12 protein-coding genes are annotated in these 16861 nt (G+C 42.2%); 6 read left to right on the top strand and 6 right to left on the bottom strand.

Features of this window, described 5'->3' with window-relative positions:
- Positions 1 to 162: 162 nt before the first annotated feature.
- Positions 163 to 441, bottom strand: a complete 279-nt coding sequence (locus MTBBW1_RS16230; RefSeq protein WP_080804880.1) for a hypothetical protein — start codon at positions 439 to 441, stop codon at positions 163 to 165.
- On the bottom strand, positions 438 to 608 hold the full coding sequence (locus tag MTBBW1_RS16225; RefSeq protein WP_080804878.1) for a CsbD family protein: 171 nt from the start codon (positions 606 to 608) through the stop codon (positions 438 to 440). The genes MTBBW1_RS16230 and MTBBW1_RS16225 overlap by 4 nt, the downstream gene beginning before the upstream one ends.
- 1059 nt (positions 609 to 1667) lie before the next feature.
- Here MTBBW1_RS16225 and MTBBW1_RS16220 point away from each other — a divergent pair.
- The 3 genes from MTBBW1_RS16220 (at position 1668) to MTBBW1_RS16210 (ending at position 7158) form a co-directional block, all read left to right on the top strand.
- A complete protein-coding gene (locus tag MTBBW1_RS16220; RefSeq protein ID WP_080804876.1) occupies positions 1668 to 2255 on the top strand; it encodes a response regulator in 588 nt (195 codons plus the stop codon).
- Positions 2256 to 2392: 137 nt separating this feature from the next.
- Entirely contained in the window at positions 2393 to 3283 is an 891-nt protein-coding gene (locus MTBBW1_RS16215; RefSeq protein WP_080805160.1) for a diguanylate cyclase, read from the top strand.
- Positions 3284 to 3297: 14 nt separating this feature from the next.
- The gene (locus MTBBW1_RS16210; protein ID WP_080804873.1) at positions 3298 to 7158 is read left to right on the top strand and encodes a response regulator; all 3861 of its coding nucleotides are present in this window, start codon (positions 3298 to 3300) and stop codon (positions 7156 to 7158) included.
- 632 nt (positions 7159 to 7790) lie between these two features.
- Here the strand turns inward: MTBBW1_RS16210 and MTBBW1_RS16205 are convergent.
- Positions 7791 to 9950: a SulP family inorganic anion transporter gene (locus MTBBW1_RS16205; RefSeq protein ID WP_080804871.1), complete on the bottom strand. Its 2160-nt coding sequence runs from the start codon at positions 9948 to 9950 to the stop codon at positions 7791 to 7793.
- A 440-nt stretch (positions 9951 to 10390) separates the two neighbouring features.
- On the opposite strand from MTBBW1_RS16205, the gene MTBBW1_RS16200 reads away from it, so the two are divergent.
- A complete protein-coding gene (locus MTBBW1_RS16200; protein WP_245809431.1) occupies positions 10391 to 11626 on the top strand; it encodes an MFS transporter in 1236 nt (411 codons plus the stop codon).
- 51 nt (positions 11627 to 11677) lie between these two features.
- Here MTBBW1_RS16200 and MTBBW1_RS16195 read toward each other — a convergent pair whose 3' ends face one another.
- Positions 11678 to 12565: an NAD(P)-dependent oxidoreductase gene (locus tag MTBBW1_RS16195; RefSeq protein WP_080804869.1), complete on the bottom strand. Its 888-nt coding sequence runs from the start codon at positions 12563 to 12565 to the stop codon at positions 11678 to 11680.
- A gap of 290 nt (positions 12566 to 12855) precedes the next feature.
- Here MTBBW1_RS16195 and nifU point away from each other — a divergent pair, with 290 nt between their 5' ends.
- A complete protein-coding gene (gene nifU, locus MTBBW1_RS16190) occupies positions 12856 to 13431 on the top strand; it encodes a Fe-S cluster assembly protein NifU (protein WP_080804867.1) in 576 nt (191 codons plus the stop codon).
- A gap of 91 nt (positions 13432 to 13522) precedes the next feature.
- The gene (nifS, locus tag MTBBW1_RS16185; RefSeq protein ID WP_186441385.1) at positions 13523 to 14689 is read left to right on the top strand and encodes a cysteine desulfurase NifS; all 1167 of its coding nucleotides are present in this window, start codon (positions 13523 to 13525) and stop codon (positions 14687 to 14689) included.
- 261 nt (positions 14690 to 14950) lie between these two features.
- Here the strand turns inward: nifS and cysK are convergent, their stop codons facing one another.
- The gene (cysK, locus tag MTBBW1_RS16180) at positions 14951 to 15874 is read right to left on the bottom strand and encodes a cysteine synthase A (protein ID WP_080804866.1); all 924 of its coding nucleotides are present in this window, start codon (positions 15872 to 15874) and stop codon (positions 14951 to 14953) included.
- Positions 15858 to 16859: a serine O-acetyltransferase gene (locus MTBBW1_RS16175; RefSeq protein ID WP_425430016.1), complete on the bottom strand. Its 1002-nt coding sequence runs from the start codon at positions 16857 to 16859 to the stop codon at positions 15858 to 15860. Before MTBBW1_RS16175 ends, cysK begins: the two co-directional genes overlap by 17 nt.
- Positions 16860 to 16861: the final 2 nt, after the last annotated feature.

Below are 16861 nucleotides of genomic sequence, written 5' to 3'. Positions count from 1 at the left end.
AATAATCGGATGATGAACTTTATCCTGTGATGAGATTAACTCGTCAATCATAAGTTCTCTGAGCTACCACTAAATATGGTTATCAATTGAAATTTAAGGGTAACCGGCAAATTTAGAACGAGTTCTTGTCTTGAAGTGTGGGACTGGTCTATAAGATGGAAATCAGGAGATATCTTTTGCCAAGCCACGTATGGCTTTCAAAACATCCTGAATCGCTTCGTGCACACCTTCAGAACTTGTCATTATTTCCGATAATTCCGGCTTATTGATTTTCTCCTTTACCACGACTTTTATTTTTTCAAGTTCCTGGGCATGTTTTTCAAATTGAATGATATATTCTTCTTCCATATCCTTGATGGAATCGGAATTTATCTGTTTAATAAGCTCATCAGCCTCTGACAGTAATTGTTCGATATTAACGGGTTCCATATTCTCTTTCATGATCCACTCCTTTTTTTCTTTTTTTCCAGAGCTTTTCCCTCAAAATGTTCCTGTTTCCCTTTGAGTTCCAAATCAGGATTTCCAACTGTTTTTCCTATTGCCTCCTTAATCTTGCCTTTCACCTGATGCATCTGCCCTTTCGGACGGTCTTTTGTACTTGATTTCATGGTGTTTCTCCTGTTTGGTTGATATTAATTGGAGTCAGTCAAAACTATTCGTCGCTCTCTCTCGGAAGGCTGTTATGGAACTCGTGAGTTGTAACTTCTCAATTTTCAAACTACTGCATTGTCAAAGCTAATTTTTAGGGTTGTTCATTTTAGATAAGGTAATCTTTCAAGCCTTTATAGATTGATTTTCCCAAATTTTAAGCTTTGACGAAGTACTACATATATTATTACAAATTCAAATTAGTAACCATATGTGGTGGCCAATCAGAGAACTTAGCGCCCTTCGGGCGGACTTTTCCATAACTGCCTGCTTTTGCAGGATAAAAATAGAAATTCCTATACTATCAAGTTAAATCAATACAACAAACATACATACATGTATTGATTTAAGCAACAACGAATAATACTATTCTTTTACTTAGTAAACGGACATAGCGGAAGTATCGCCACCCCCGAGCATGGAAATAATGTATCCATTTCCACGGTAAAAATAGGTGTTTTTTCCAACGGATAAAGTTACAAGTGTTGACATCATTAATAGTCTAAATAATCAAACAGTTATAGCCCTGTTTGTTGAAAAAATGTGCATAGATTCTACCACCCCCCAAATTGCGGAAGACCATCAGAAATCAGGATTGTCACTCCATGAGCAGTCTTGATTCCGGGGTATCCAGGATTAAACATAATGTCAATATAGCATATTATTTAAGCTATTTACCCAAGGTCAACATGTATAGGCTTATCCAACTTACTATGATTTCTTCATTTTTGGTCCAAACGATAATCAAGGCCTGATAATTGAGTTATGGTATCCATAAATTTATGATATATAGGCAGTGGATCTTGTTGAATTCCAGGGTATTATACCTTTAGATTTAGTATAATACATTGAATTTATTAAAGATAAACCATAAATCCTGTATTAACAAATACTATTAAATGTTCTCATTGAATACAATGGGTTATCATCGTTTTATGGAAATAAAACCCTGAAAAACAACATAATCCTATTTTTTTTGTGAGAAAAAAGTGGACGAAGAAATAATTCGTGAGGAATGAATGGGAAAAGAAATAACCATTTTGGCTGTTGACGATTCAGAAATAAACCTTGATATACTCGTGGGTATATTAAAACGGTATGATGTCATTCCGGCACTTTCAGGCAAAGAAGCATTGGAAATACTGCAGGAAGAGGATGTGGATCTGATACTCCTGGATGTTGTCATGCCGGAAATGGACGGCTTTGAGGTCTGTCGCCGCATCAAGGCTGATGAGAAAACCCGGGAGATACCCGTTATCTTCATTACCGTTAAAAGCAGCGAACAGGATATACAGAAATGTTTTGAACTCGGTGTTGTGGACTATGTTGCAAAACCCTTTAACGCCATAGAACTTTTGGCAAGGGTACAAACTCATCTGAAATTGCACAGCTATCAGGTACGGCTGGAAGAGACCGTGAAAGAGCAGGCTGAATTGGCTTTTATAAAGAATCCATCTCAATTTAAGCAGAGCCTGGTACAACTGATTGATATAACAGCTAATATGATAAAAGAATTGGAAAAAAAGAGTACCATGAACAGGAAGGAAATAACGGCTGCCTGCCTGCAAATGCAACAAACACTCAACCACATGACAGATGGTTTATAAGTCGCTTTAAGCCTAAGCTGGGTCTTTGTGAGATAATAGACGAGCCTTTGTGAAACAATACCGAACTTCCGGTAAATTTTAAACCTTTGATGACAAAAAAATCACTTCAAGAAGATTCCTGGGGTATGGGAAAAAAAATGAATGAAGATATAGCAAAAACGATTCTGGTGGTGGATGATAACGAAAGCAATATTGATATGCTACTTGCTATTTTAAAGGAGTATGACGTAATTCCATCAACTTCCGGTGAGGATGCCCTTGCACTGATCAAAGAAGAATCCATCGACCTTGTGTTGCTGGACATACTTATGCCTGGAATGGACGGATATACTGTGTGCCAAAGACTGAAGAATCAGCCAGAGACACAGAATATCCCGGTCATATTTATTACGGCTAAAAGTGACGAAGAGAGTATTGAAAAGGCCTATGACCTGGGTGGTGCGGACTATGTGACCAAACCGTTCAAGCCTAAAGAGCTTCTGGCACGGGTGAAGGTTCAGCTCAAACTTCAGGATGTGCTCAGGGAGCTGAATTTCCTCGCCACCCGTGACAGCCTCACCGGAATTTATAATCGTAGAAAATTCTTCCAACTGGCTGAACAAATGTATGCTGAAGCATCAGATGACCTTTACGCCCTGATGATCGACATTGATCACTTCAAACGGCTCAATGACAAATATGGTCACCATACTGGAGATATCGCATTGAAAACGATAACCACTGCCATTTCCCAAACGCTTCCGGAGTCATCGATTTTTGGCCGTATGGGAGGAGAAGAATTTGCTGTTCTTCTAAAAGCAGGGGACGAAACCCGGGCAATGGAAATAGCATCCCTACTTCAACAGAAAGTATGTGAAATACCCATCAATACAGACGGTGGTTCGACCATATACTGTACCATCAGCAGCGGTATGGCCTGTAAAAAAGGAGATAGCACTTCGTTGGACAGTTTGTTAAGGCAGGCTGATAGTGCCTTGTACAAAGCCAAGGAAGGTGGTCGGAACCGAAGTATTTTCAGGGATGTATAATTTAAGGAATCATTTTGAAATCAATTCTGATCCGAATAATCATTTACCTGGTAATTATTTACCCGGTACTTCTGTTTCCCGTGGCATCCTGTGCTCTGGAATTTACCCCCGAGGAGAATGCATTCATAAACTCAAATCCTGAAGTCAGGGTTGCCATGATGCCGGACTTCTCCCCATTTTCATACATAATCCAGGATGCAGCGGGCGGATTCGAACATGATCTGCTTGCATTAATTTCCCAGAGAACGGGGTTGAAGTTCACCAAACAGCTGGGCAACTGGAATTCCATTTTGACGGCTTTCAAAACCAAAAAAGCGGATATGATCACCAGCATCTCGTACAAAAAAGAGCGGGAGGAGTTTACCCTTTTCACTAAACCCTACTACGAAATTCCCATCATGATCTTTGTACGGGATGATTTTGGAGAGTATCAGGGATTAGAAAGCCTGGCAGGTAAGAGAGTGGGGGTACTCAAGGATATTTTTTACAGAAAAGATCTGGAAGAGATAGGAACCATGGAACTTGTCTCATATGAGACATATGATGAGATAACCAAGGCCTTGGTCTTTGGAAAAATCGATGCCCTGATTCAGAATCTGACGAATATCAACTACCTGATCAAAAAGCATGTCTATACAAATCTGAAACTGGCTGGTGAACTACAACTGCCGAATATTGATAAGGAGGACCTGCGGTTTGGCATACGCCCGGAGAAACCCATTCTACGTTCGATAATACAAAAGGGGCTGGATTCTATTTCCGAGGAAGAAAAAGAGGCATTGGCCAACCTATGGATTGGTGTGACAAAGGACAGCAGAGCCGGCCTTATAAACTTCACCCCAAAAGAGGATGCCTATCTGATCGAAAAAAAAACCATCACCATGTGCGTCAATCCCGACTGGGAGCCCTATGGAAAAATTAACGAACAGAAAAAATATGAAGGGCTGGCAGCGGATTATCTGCAGCTCATTGCCCGGAAAATCGGAAAACCATTTACCCTGTTGCACACCAAAACCTGGCAGGAGACATTGGAAAAGGCCAAATCCGGAAAGTGCGATATTGTTTCATTCATGGAACCAACCCCTGATCACAGATCCTTTTTAAATTTCACCAGCTCCATCTATGAGGAGCCCGAAGTGATCATCGTTAAAAATGATGTGTCCTATATCGGCGGCCTCAATGCATTAAAAGGACAAACAGTGGGAGTCGTCAAAGGTTCCCGGACGGCTGGAATCATTCGCAGTGAGTATCCGGCAATCCGGGTGGTTGATGTGAAAAACCATATCAAAGCCATGCGAATGGTTTCCGGCGGAGAGCTGGATGCTGCGATAAATCCCCTGGTCGGAGCGGCATACCTTATTGCCAAGGAGCGATTGTTTGATATTAAGATCATTGGTGAGACAGGCCTTAAAAAACGCTATTCCATTGGGGTAAACAAAAATGATGCTATACTACAGGGAATTATGGAAAAAGCTGTGGACTCCCTGTCAGACAATGATATTGAAGAGATCAGTAATAAGTGGCTCTCGGTTCGCATGGAAAAAGGAACTGACTACAGTCTTATCTGGAAAATTCTGGTGGGCGTTGCACTGATCCTGATGGGTGGGCTTTACTGGAATCGCAAACTCAGCCATGTCAACATGCAGCTTACGGCAGCCAAAAAAAAGGCAGAAGAGGCGACCATGACAAAGTCAACTTTTCTGGCCAACATGAGTCATGAGATTCGCACACCCATGAACGCAATTACCGGCATGATCTATCTGATAAAACAAACCCGCCTCGACCCAACGCAAAGCAGTTATGTTCATAAGATTGAGAACTCGGCAAACTCTCTGTTGGGAATTATCAACGACATCCTTGATTTTTCCAAAATCGAGGCTGGAAAGCTTGCCATTGAAGAAATTGATTTTGACCTGCACACCGTCATAGACAACGTCACTACCCTGGTGGAACTCAAAGCCAACGAAAAGGGTTTGGAGTTTGTTGTCAGTTATGATCAAGGGATGAATATGAAACTTCACGGTGATCCCCTGCGGCTGGGACAGGTTCTCACAAACCTTGCCAACAACGCTGTAAAATTCACCAAAACAGGAGAGGTGGGAATATATATCACCCGTTTGGAACAGGAGCGTTACCAGTTCAAGGTTCAGGATACAGGTATCGGGATGACACCCGAACAGCAGTCCCGCCTTTTTCAGTCTTTTTCCCAGGCTGATGCCGGCACCACCCGAAAATATGGCGGGACTGGTCTGGGCCTTGCAATTTCCAGGCAACTTGTGGAACTGATGGGGGGCAGTATCTGGGTTGAAAGTGTGGCTAACCAGGGAAGCACCTTTACATTTGAGGTGCCCCTGGGGGAACAGAAGAGCAAGCCCAAACGACTTCGGCAATTCCCGGACAAAAAGGTGCTGATTGTGGACGATACTCCAAGCTGGCAAAATATACTGACCAGCCTGCTTAAAGGATTCAATATCAATGTCACAACAGCCGACAGCGGAGAAGAAGCCATTGCAATGATCTGCCAGCAGAAACAATATTTTGACCTGGTGTTGATGGACTGGAAAATGCCAGACCTTGACGGGATAGAGACCACAAAAAAGATCAAGGAACAATGCCAAAGCCTCCCACCAACCATCATCATGGTATCGGCCTATCGCCAGGAGAGCCTGCTCAATGCCGCCAAAGAACAGGGCATAGAGATCTTTTTGCAAAAACCCGTCAATCCATCCCTGCTTTACACCGTTATCATGGAAGCCTTTGGTGAGAAAATCAAGCACGAATATGATAAAACGGTTCAGTACGCCTCCCTTAAAAATGAGCTAACAACCCTGAGTGGAAGCACGATTCTATTGGCCGAAGACAACAGCATGAATCGGGAAATCATTCATGGCATGCTTTCCCACAGCGGGATACTGATTGTCGATGCCTTCAACGGCAAGGAAGTGGTTGAAATGGTGGATGCAGAACCAGATAGATATGAGCTGATCCTGATGGATATACAGATGCCGGAGATGGACGGATATGAGGCCACAGGTCTGATTCGGAAGAAAAACAGCACGCTACCCATCATTGCACTAACCGCCAACGCTCTGCTCAGCGACATTGCTAAAACCAAAGAGGCCGGGATGCAGGAGCATCTCAATAAGCCCATTGATGTCGAAAAACTATTTGCCACACTACTGAAATACATCAGTAAAAAATGCGAGGCAAAAGCAGTGCCCGGTGAAGTGGAACTGGAAGAGGATTCAGACAGTGAAATGAAAGAGAATCCAGACGGTGAAATGAAAGAGAATCCAGACGGTGAAATGAAAGAGAATCCAGACGGTGAACTTAAAGAGAATTCAGACGGTGCAGTGCCTGATATGCTTCCTGATATGATTCATGTCGATACCCGGGCCGGTCTCTCAAGGATCATGGGTGATGCAACTCTTTATAAAAAACTGCTAAGTGATTTTGCTAATAATTATAGCACATTGAAAACATCTCCACAAAAGGAGGATTTTAAGAGACTCATCCACACAATCAAGGGACTCAGTGCCGCCATCGGTGCAGAAAAGCTCAGTGAGATATCTAAAACCTTAGAAGATGATCCCAATGTTGAAAATCTCAACGCCTTTCAGGAACAATTGAGGCTGGTATGTGATGAGATCGTAGGGACAGTTAAGTTCAAAGAAGATGTAAGGATTCAAGAACCTCTTTCCACAGAACGTGAGGTGGAATTGCTGCAGGAACTCAAAACTGCACTGCAATCCAGGCGGAAAAAAACCTATGCGCCCTTGCTTGAAGAACTGGCCGGACACAAGGAGTTAAAAGCGCTGGTCAAACGGTACAAATTTAAAGAAGCATTGGAGATATTGGAAAAGGAAACGAACTGACCCAGGGCAAATGATTGAACATTTACATTTGCAATGGATGCTCGTAAGCCAAAACAAAAAGTTCTGTTTTATTGCATATTGATAGGGATTGTCACAGTACCCTTTATTTTACTACATTGTCGTTTCGGCATTGTTGGCGATTATCCTGAGTGGTAGAGTTTTAATCGATTATGCCTCTTTTTTACCTAAACCACAAAATAAATTAGAATCAGCGTTTTTCAAATCTGTCAAGGGCCTTGAAAAAGAAAAGTTATTTCATGCCCATTTATGAACTCAAAGCCGACACCTATGATCTTTTGAGCCTTGTCAACATTGTCTGAATCAGGATGTCCAAGATTAACAAGATAAGGCAGGATTATTTATTTATCCTGAGCATCCTTTTCATCCTGGTTATCCTGATTCAGACAAATTCAATAACTGCTCAAAAAGCAATAAGGTGTCGATTTTGAGTATGAATAACGACCATGGCAGCTCCCATCTGCCACAACGAAAAGTGAAAGTCCTTAAGCGCCTTAAAATACAGTAGTTTTCTTATAAACCTCCATGTTTTATGACGCATCACAACGAAACATGAAAGTCGTTGTATATCAGCATGTTATGGAGACTTTCTAATAAAAATAGTACAAAATCAATCAGGGAAGATAGATACACTCTTTAAGAGGACAGGTGGTGCAGTCACCCTGATCATGAATCCTGCGATGAATAACCTGAAGCGCTGTTCCTGCATCAGGATAGATATTGTCCTCACCAATTTTTTCAATCAGATGTGTCCTGGTGAGTACATCAATTACACGCTCCTTGACACCACAGAACGAAATCTCCCTGCCACTGCCCCGCACTGTATCAATAAGTATAGACAATGCATCTTCACCTGATGCATCAATGTCATTAATACCACTTGACTCAATGAGAATATGAAGCAGTGCCGGCTTTTCAGTTATATACTCCAGCACCTTATCCTCAAGATATGTGGCATTTGTGAATATAAGAGAGCCATCAAATCTTACAACAGCAATATGGTCACACTCCTGAAGGCCGCATTTTACAGCGCTTTTCAAGGTTTTGTCTTCGCTTCTGGAAAGAAGTGCAACCCTTGGTCTGAGGTTTTTGTAGATAAAAAGTCCAAATGTAAGAGCAACACCTACCATAATGCCCTCCTCAAGGTGAGGGGCAAAGTAGAGGGTGCATACAAATGAAATAACAGAGATGATACCATCGGAACGTTTGGCTTTCCAGGCATGGACAAATCCGTTGGTATTAACAAGCCCTATAACTGCCATCATGATAACAGAGGCAAGAACAGCCTGGGGAAGATGATATAAAAGCGGAGTAAAGAAGAGCAGTGTCAAAGCAACCATAATGCTTGTCACAACCGAAGACATACCGCTTACAGCATTGGCCTGGAGGTTTACAGCAGAACGTGAAAATGATCCGGAAACAGCATAACTCTGCCCAAAGGAACCGATAATATTTGCAAGCCCCTGTCCTATAAGCTCCTGGTTTGGATCAAGCTTCTGGCCTGTTTTTGCTGCCATTGACTTTGCAATTGCAATTGCCTCCATGAAACCGAGCAGGGAGATGATTACTGCAAACGGCAGAAGCTGGATAAAGGCTGCAAAATAGGATGTATTTTCCGGAGCTTTGGGGATACCTACTTTAAGTCCCTTTGGAATCTCTCCCACGATTGCTCCACCACCGATCATATTGATTTTTTTAACGTCAATAACCTTGTTGCCAACCTTGACTCTCCATTTATTTCCGTCTGTTTCAGCACCATCCGGAAGCGAAGGCCCTACGTAAAATTCGGGGGTTTCACCTGGATTGTCGGCTGTGGCAAAATGGATAAGCCTGAGAAGTTCTCTTTTTTCATGGGCAGATGCCTTGGCACGATCAATCTGGGAATTTATCACCACAAGACTGTGTTCAATTTCTATCTGCCTGTCAGACGGGAAGTGATGGCCATTTGCCTTTGACTCCTCAAGGGCGGCCTTCAGCTCGTTGTTAAGCCCTGCCCTTTTTGCACCCAGCTCTTCTATGAGCATAATGTCACTGTTGAACTCTTCAATTGTTTTAACAACTTCCGGATTCTTTATATTTTCAATGGGTACTGTCCGATCATTGTTGAAACCCATAAACAGAGAAAGTGTTGTGGTTACAGCAACTGCAACAAGGACATTTGGTATCCTGGGATTATACCTTTTCAGACCCACCATTATGGCAATGGCAAGCACTCCCATGCCAAGAGTTGGAAAATGGGTATAATGGAAAGCTGATTTGCAGACATTTATAATGGTCTGGTAGTGGTGGGGGGCTTTGTCAACATATACGCCAAACAGCTTTGAAAACTGAGATGAGGCGATAACAATGGCAGCAGCATTTGTAAAACCGTTTACAACCGGATGGGACAGAAGATTTACAACAAGACCCAGTCTGAACACACCAAGAAAAAGCTGAAATGTTCCCACGGTAAATGCCAAAATTATCGCATATGCAATAAACTGGGGACTTCCCGCTGTTGCAAGGGGTTCAAGGGAGGCTGCCGACATAAGCGATACAACCGCAACAGGACCTGTTGCAAGCTGACGGCTGGAGCCGAACAAAGAAGCAACCATGGGTGGCAGAAAAGCTGCATAAAGACCATAATATGCCGGAAGACCTGCAAGCTGAGCATAGGCCATTGATTGAGGAATAAGTACCATTGCCACTGTAATACCGGCAACAAGATCTGCTCTCATTTTCTCCCCGTTGTAATCCTTGAACCAGAGCAGAAACGGAAAAATTTTAGTTAACATTGGATTCTCCCTTTGTTAGTTTGAGGTTCCCGCAAAAGCCAGACTTCAGGATTTTTTGCGCCGCACACCATTGAAATTATGAATAACGATTCCGGCATTTCCAACTGTTTACGAGACCATCAGGTTTGATACATCGATTAATTAAATTTCCAAAAACTCACTTACTTTCAAAAAATACACTTGACTTGTGACTTTATGTGGCCAAGCAACCACTTATATTCAATCTTTAATTGATACAAGTATCAGTAAATATATGAGCTTTGTTTTTTTGTCAATGGTAAGTTAACAAGAGAAGAGTCACATTTATTTCACCAGATATATCATGTAGCTGAAGATCAAAAATCAATGCAATTACCATTTTTTTTAAGGGTCATGCGGAAAAAAGAAATTGAGGTTTTTAATATTGCAAATCCTCTGTAAAGTGGATATATAGAGGCCCCATGGAGCCTGAACTGAATTACATCGGGAGGCTCAGGGACATTATGTCCATGACTATCCCCTCCTCCCACAAAAAAATTTTTCTTACCCTCTTTTTCATCATTTTTTCAACAGTTACAGGTGTTGGAATTGTGGTGCCCCTTCTACCAATCTATGCAAATGATCTTGGAGCTTCAGGAATTTATGTGGGTCTTATTTTCGGCTCTTTTTCATTTTCCCGAACCATTTTGCTTCCATACTTTGGCTCTCTCTCTGACAAAAAAGGACGAAGACCATTTATATTTATCGGTCTTGCAGGATATGTAGTTGTATCAGTTGCCTTTATCATAACATCAAGCGTATCTTCTCTTATAATTATTCGGTTTGTACAGGGAATTGCATCATCCATGATTATGCCTGTTGTCCAGGCATATGTGGGGGAAATTACGCCGGAAGGAAGAGAAGGTTACTCCATGAGCCTGTTTAACATGTCCATGTTTTCCAGCTTAAGTCTTGGCCCCATAATGGGAGGTATAATACATGACATATGGTCATTGGATGCAGCTTTTGCATGTATGGGGATTCTTTCATTTATTGGCATGGGGCTTTGCATATTATTTCTTCCCCCAACTGACCAGGAATTTATAAAACACAGGGACAGGCCACCCATTCCATGGCACTTAATAGCAAGGGAACCGAAGCTTTTCGGCCTTTTTTCGTACAGATTTTCCTACACTGCATGTATCGGGATAATATGGTGCTTTCTTCCAATTTTCGCCCAAAGCCGCGTACCTGAACTTTCAGGCTCTTCAACAGGCATTCTGGTGATGTTAGGGGTCTTTATAAGCGGCATCCTTCAGCTTCCAATGGGATATCTTGCAGATCGCATGAACAAAACCATTCTTGTTGTTACAGGCGGAATAATCTGCGCTGTTTCAATGCTAATGATCTATACATCCACATCTTATTTCAACCTGCTGCTTGCTGTTTCAGTTTTTGGAATCGGCGGGGGGATATCAATGCCTTCACTGATGGCTCTGACAGTAATTCACGGAAATGAAAAGGGAGCTATGGGCTCTGTAATGTCAATTGTTACAGTTGCTCACAGTCTGGGAATGATGGCAGGCTCAATGGGTGCAGGGTTTGCAATGGACTACTTCAGCCTCGACGTTGTATTTCCATGCGGAACCCTGCTTATGGGGGCTGGACTGATTTTTTTCTGGGGAGTTACTTTCCTTTCGTTGAAAAAGCAACAATAGTCTTACAAAAATTTCAAAAACAGAAATCAGACACATCAACCTATCACAATTTTATAATCGCCCTACAACAAGCTTATAAAGTGCCTGGGTGCCGTCATTCTCACATCCTGAAGCTGCGAGTTTTTCGTAAAGTTTTCTGGCAAGTCCAAGACCTGGAAGCTCAAGCCCCATCTCATTTGCTGACTCAATGGCAATTTTCATATCTTTTATAAAGTGTTTGACATAAAATCCAGGTTCAAAATCACCTTTAATTATACGGGGGGCAAGATTTTTGAGCGACCAGCTTTCGGCAGCACCCCCTCCAATACTTTTAAGAACCATATCAGGGTCAAGCCCTGATTTTTCAGCATAGGCAAGGGCTTCGCATACTCCCATCATTGTGGATGCTATGACAATCTGGTTAACCATTTTTGTATGTTGACCGCTTCCTGCTTCTCCCTGAAGAAATATGTTGCTGCCCATAAGCTCCAAAATGGGCATAGCCATGTCAAATGCATCCCTGTCTCCACCTGCCATTATTGAAAGAGTGGCGTTCCTTGCACCGATATCTCCGCCAGAGACAGGTGCATCAAGGGCTCTTATATCCAGCTCAACAGCCTTTTGATGGATTTTGCGTGCAAGTGCAGGGCTTGATGTTGTCATGTCTATTACAAGGGTTCCTGGTGCAGCATTTTCAAGGATTCCTCCATTTTCAAGATATACCTGATTAACATCATCAGGAAATCCAACCATTGTAATGATAACATTGCTTTTTCCTGCAAGATCTGCAATGCTCTCCTCCCAGATAGCACCTTTTTCACATAATGTTTCTGCCCTTGAACGGGTCCGTGTATATAGATGAAGTGGATAGCCGGCTTTTAGAAGGTGTCCGGCCATGCTGTTACCCATAACTCCAGTTCCAATAAATCCTATAATGATACCATCAGATGCCTTGTTCATTATCCCTCCCTTTTACCTGTTAAAGATAAACACATAAGTGGTGAAGAGTTGACAAAATGCCACTATGTAGTATTTTATTTTTCGGCAAACTTTTAAAAAAATCTTTTATTGTATTCATGTGAAATAAAAAAATGGTAAATTAGGAAGCTCTGACTCCCTTAAAGCTGAAACCATGATACACCAATAAACGGACACGATTGCGTATCAATCACCCCCAAGTATAAAAATGATAATCATGTTCACGGTAAAAAAATAACACTCATTAACTTTTTTATTAAGGAGTAAATTATATGTGGGAATACAATGATAAAGTCAAGGATCATTTCCTGAACCCGAGAAACGTTGGAGAAATGACCGAACCAAGTGCAGTGGGGGAAGTTGGCTCTCTCTCATGCGGTGATGCATTAAAACTCTTTCTTAAAATCAATAAAAGTGGACGTATTGTTGATGCAACCTTTATGACATTTGGATGTGCAAGTGCAGTAGCCTCTTCATCTGCCCTGACAGAAATGGTAAAGGGTCTTACACTGGATGAGGCGGAAAAATTAACCAACGATGATATTGCAGACTATCTTGATGGACTTCCAAAGGAAAAAATGCACTGTTCCGTCATGGGACAGGATGCCTTAAGAAAGGCAATCAGATCCTACAAGGGCATTGAAATTCAGGAAAAACCCGGAAATGTGGTATGTGAATGCTTTGGAGTGACAGATCTTGAAATCATTGACACTGTCAAGGATAACAACCTGAAAAATGCCGAAGATGTCACCTTTTATATCAAGGCTGGTGGAGGATGCGGCAAATGCGTTGAAAAGATCGAAAGCATTGTGGAATCTCTCCTTTCAGAAGCTCCTGTAACACAATAAAAGGGCATGACTGTCTATCAATGCCCCCAAGCATAACTACAAATGGATGGAAAATACCTGTAAATAAAAAAATCCCGGGAGAGATAATATAATGAAAATTGTATATACTGACAACAACGCCACAACCCAGGTTGCACCGGAAGTGCTGGAAGAGATGCTGCCATATTTTTCTGAAAATTATGGCAATCCATCAAGTATGCATACTTTTGGTGGCAGTGTGGGGAAAAAGATTCAGGAAGCCAGGGCAAAAACTGCTGCATTGATAAATGCTGAACCCAATGAAATAATTTTTACAAGTTGCGGAACAGAAAGTGACAATGCAGCCATTATGGCAGCCCTTGAAATGAATCCTGAAAAAAAACATCTGATTACATCAGCAGTTGAACATCCTGCAATTCGTAATCTGTATAAATATCTGGAAACAAAAAAAGGATATCAAGTATCTTTTGTTTCTGTAGATGAAAAAGGCATACTTGATCTTGATATGCTATACAGCATCATGACCAACAATACAGCCATTATATCCCTGATGTGGGCAAACAATGAAACAGGGGTAATATTTCCTGTGGAAGAGGTTGCACAAAAAAGCGCTGAAATGGGCATACTTTTTCATACAGACGCTGTTCAGGCAGCAGGTAAAATTCCAATTGATATTAAAAAAACATCAGGCGTTGACATGCTCTCCCTTTCCGGCCACAAAATCCACGCCCCAAAGGGAATTGGCGCTCTTTATGTAAAAAATAGTATCAAATTTCCACCATTTTTAAAGGGAGGGCACCAGGAAAAGGGGCGACGTGGAGGCACCGAAAACACAGCATCAATTGTGGGTCTTGGAAAAGCGTGTGAACTTGCCTCAACCCACCTTGAGGATATGGATCAAAGAGTTCGAGGATTGAGAGATCACCTTCAAAAATCGCTTCTTGAAGCAATTCCTGCATCTTCTGTGAATGGCGATCAGGCTAACCGCCTTCCAAACACTCTAAGTATTGGATTTAATGCAATTGAAGGGGAATCAATACTACTTCTGATGGATCAGGCAGGAATTTGCGCATCATCTGGTTCTGCATGTACATCTGGCTCACTTGATCCTTCCCATGTACTCATGGCCATGAAGGTGCCTTTTGAGTCAGCACATGGAACAATCAGGTTCTCTCTTTCAACATATAATACAAAGGAAGAGATGGACTATATAATTGAGAAGATGCCACCTATTATAAAGCGGCTGAGGGATATGTCTCCGTTTTGGAATAGGCGGTAGTATCTTGTCATGAATTAGTTTAGGACTTGTTTTTTAATAACTTGCCCATTTACCTAACCACCCGAAGCCCCTCTCAATGGCTGGAGAGGGGTGTAAAAACAGAAAATTATTTCGTACCAATTCCTTAAGTACTTTTAGGAATGGGCTTTAAACAACGTGCCCATTTTATTTCTGGGAACGCGGGCGTCTCGCCCGCTTCATGTAAATCAGAATGGAAAAGTTATTTCGTGCTCATTCCTTAGATATCTGGTCTATTCGGGGCTATTTCATGAACAAATCAGTACTTATATATCTCTCCCCTGTATCAGGAAGCACAACAACAATCGTTTTGCCCCTACTCTCCTGCCTTGATGCCACAATCATGGCAGCATGAAGGGCAGCACCGGATGATATCCCGCAGAGAATCCCCTCTTTGCGGGCAAGTTTGCGACCGGCATCCATTGCATCTTCATTGCTTACAGCTATCACTTCATCTATTATATCTATATTTAAAACATCAGGAACAAACCCTGCCCCGATTCCCTGAATTTTATGAGGCCCAGGCTTTCCACCAGAAAGAACAGGAGAGCTTGCAGGCTCCACCGCTACAGCTCTGAACAATGGATTTCGTGCCTTGATAACCTCTGAAATACCGGTAATTGTCCCCCCTGTACCAACGCCAGCTACCAGAATATCTACATTGCCGCCGGTATCACTCCATATCTCCTCAGCGGTTGTTTTTCTGTGTATTTCCGGATTGGCAGGGTTTTTAAACTGGTTTGGCATAAAGGCTTCAGGATTATCTTTGAGAATCTCCTCTGCCTTTCTTATTGAACCTTTCATCCCCTCAGCAGCGGGAGTCAATATGATTTCTGCGCCAAGATGAGCCATCAGGCTGCGCCTTTCAATGCTCATACTCTCCGGCATGGTTAATATAAGCCTGTAACCTCCAGTTGCGGCCGCAAGGGCAAGTCCAAGACCTGTGTTACCGCTTGTTGGCTCAATTATCAATCCACCGTTTTTCAGTACTCCGCGCTTTTTTGCATCATCAACCATGGCAAGCCCTATGCGATCCTTTACGCTGCCCATGGGGTTAAAAAATTCAGCTTTTGCAACTATTTTTCCAGGTAAATCAGGGGCTATTCTTGAAAGAGAAATCAGGGGGGTGTGCCCGCAGGATGTTGTTATGCTATTTAATATGGCCATCGGGAATACCTCCATTTTCATATTTATAGATAAGTTTGGGGATTTCCATAAAAACTTTTGTGTCAGGCGGAACAGAGCTTGTCAGCCAAACATTGCCGCCTATTACAGATCGGGCACCAATAACAGTTTCACCACCAAGTATCGTGGCTCCGGAATATACTATGACATCATCTTCTATTGTGGGATGGCGCTTGGCATCCCGTAGTTTTTCACCAGCTCCTGGGGGTAAAGAGAGCGCACCTATGGTAACATTTTGATAAATACGGACATTGTCACCTATAACGCTTGTCTCGCCAATAACAATACCTGTGCCGTGATCAATAACAAAACGTTTTCCAATTGCAGCTCCCGGATGAATATCTATGCCTGTAATGCTGTGGGCATGTTCTGACATGATTCGCGGCAATTGAGGCACATTAAATCCATGAAGGAGATTGGCAATTCTGTAAACCGTAATGGCGTATATCCCCGGGTAACTGAATATTATCTCATCATGGCTTTTTGCAGCAGGGTCTCCTTCATAGGCACCTTTTACATCCTCTGAAAGTAATCTTCTCAAACGAGGAATTGACTCTATAACCTTAAGAGCTGTTCGATACCCATTTGCTTCGCATTCACTGCATTGCATATCATAACGAAGACAATCGTGTCGTAAGACATGAGTAATCTGGGCTGCAAGAATATCATGAAGCCTTGATATGGTCTGGCCCATTGTGTATTTCAGGTTTGCTCCGTCAAGTTTCTCGTTTGAAAAATAACCCGGAAAAAGTATCTCCCTGAATTTATCAATCATCTCCTTTATTGATGTAGTAAAATGTATAGGTTCATCCCCAATGTGGGCAAAACAGTTCTCATCGTCAATCTGGCCGAGAATACTATCAATGACATCCGGAAGGTTTTTTCTGTGTGCACAGATCATCTCATTGCCATTTTTGCATGTTGCATTCTGTTTTTCCAGCGTGCAGGCTTTTCTGTTTGAATACATAA

This window comes from Desulfamplus magnetovallimortis (genome assembly GCF_900170035.1).
GTDB classification, from domain to species: Bacteria; Desulfobacterota; Desulfobacteria; order Desulfobacterales; family Desulfobacteraceae; genus Desulfamplus; species Desulfamplus magnetovallimortis.
This window is presented reverse-complemented; position numbering and strand designations above follow the sequence as displayed.

What these genes read in the sequence shown, in the direction of transcription:
- MTBBW1_RS16230 (WP_080804880.1), bottom strand. Translation starts at nt 441, where the DNA reads ATGAAAGAGAATATGGAACCCGTTAATATCGAACAATTACTGTCAGAG.
- MTBBW1_RS16225 (WP_080804878.1), bottom strand. Translation starts at nt 608, where the DNA reads ATGAAATCAAGTACAAAAGACCGTCCGAAAGGGCAGATGCATCAGGTG.
- MTBBW1_RS16220 (WP_080804876.1), top strand. Translation starts at nt 1,668, where the DNA reads ATGGGAAAAGAAATAACCATTTTGGCTGTTGACGATTCAGAAATAAAC.
- MTBBW1_RS16215 (WP_080805160.1), top strand. Translation starts at nt 2,393, where the DNA reads ATGAATGAAGATATAGCAAAAACGATTCTGGTGGTGGATGATAACGAA.
- MTBBW1_RS16205 (WP_080804871.1), bottom strand. Translation starts at nt 9,950, where the DNA reads ATGTTAACTAAAATTTTTCCGTTTCTGCTCTGGTTCAAGGATTACAAC.
- MTBBW1_RS16200 (WP_245809431.1), top strand. Translation starts at nt 10,391, where the DNA reads ATGGAGCCTGAACTGAATTACATCGGGAGGCTCAGGGACATTATGTCC.
- MTBBW1_RS16195 (WP_080804869.1), bottom strand. Translation starts at nt 12,565, where the DNA reads ATGAACAAGGCATCTGATGGTATCATTATAGGATTTATTGGAACTGGA.
- nifU (WP_080804867.1), top strand. Translation starts at nt 12,856, where the DNA reads ATGTGGGAATACAATGATAAAGTCAAGGATCATTTCCTGAACCCGAGA.
- nifS (WP_186441385.1), top strand. Translation starts at nt 13,523, where the DNA reads ATGAAAATTGTATATACTGACAACAACGCCACAACCCAGGTTGCACCG.
- cysK (WP_080804866.1), bottom strand. Translation starts at nt 15,874, where the DNA reads ATGGCCATATTAAATAGCATAACAACATCCTGCGGGCACACCCCCCTG.
- MTBBW1_RS16175 (WP_425430016.1), bottom strand. Translation starts at nt 16,859, where the DNA reads ATGTATTCAAACAGAAAAGCCTGCACGCTGGAAAAACAGAATGCAACA.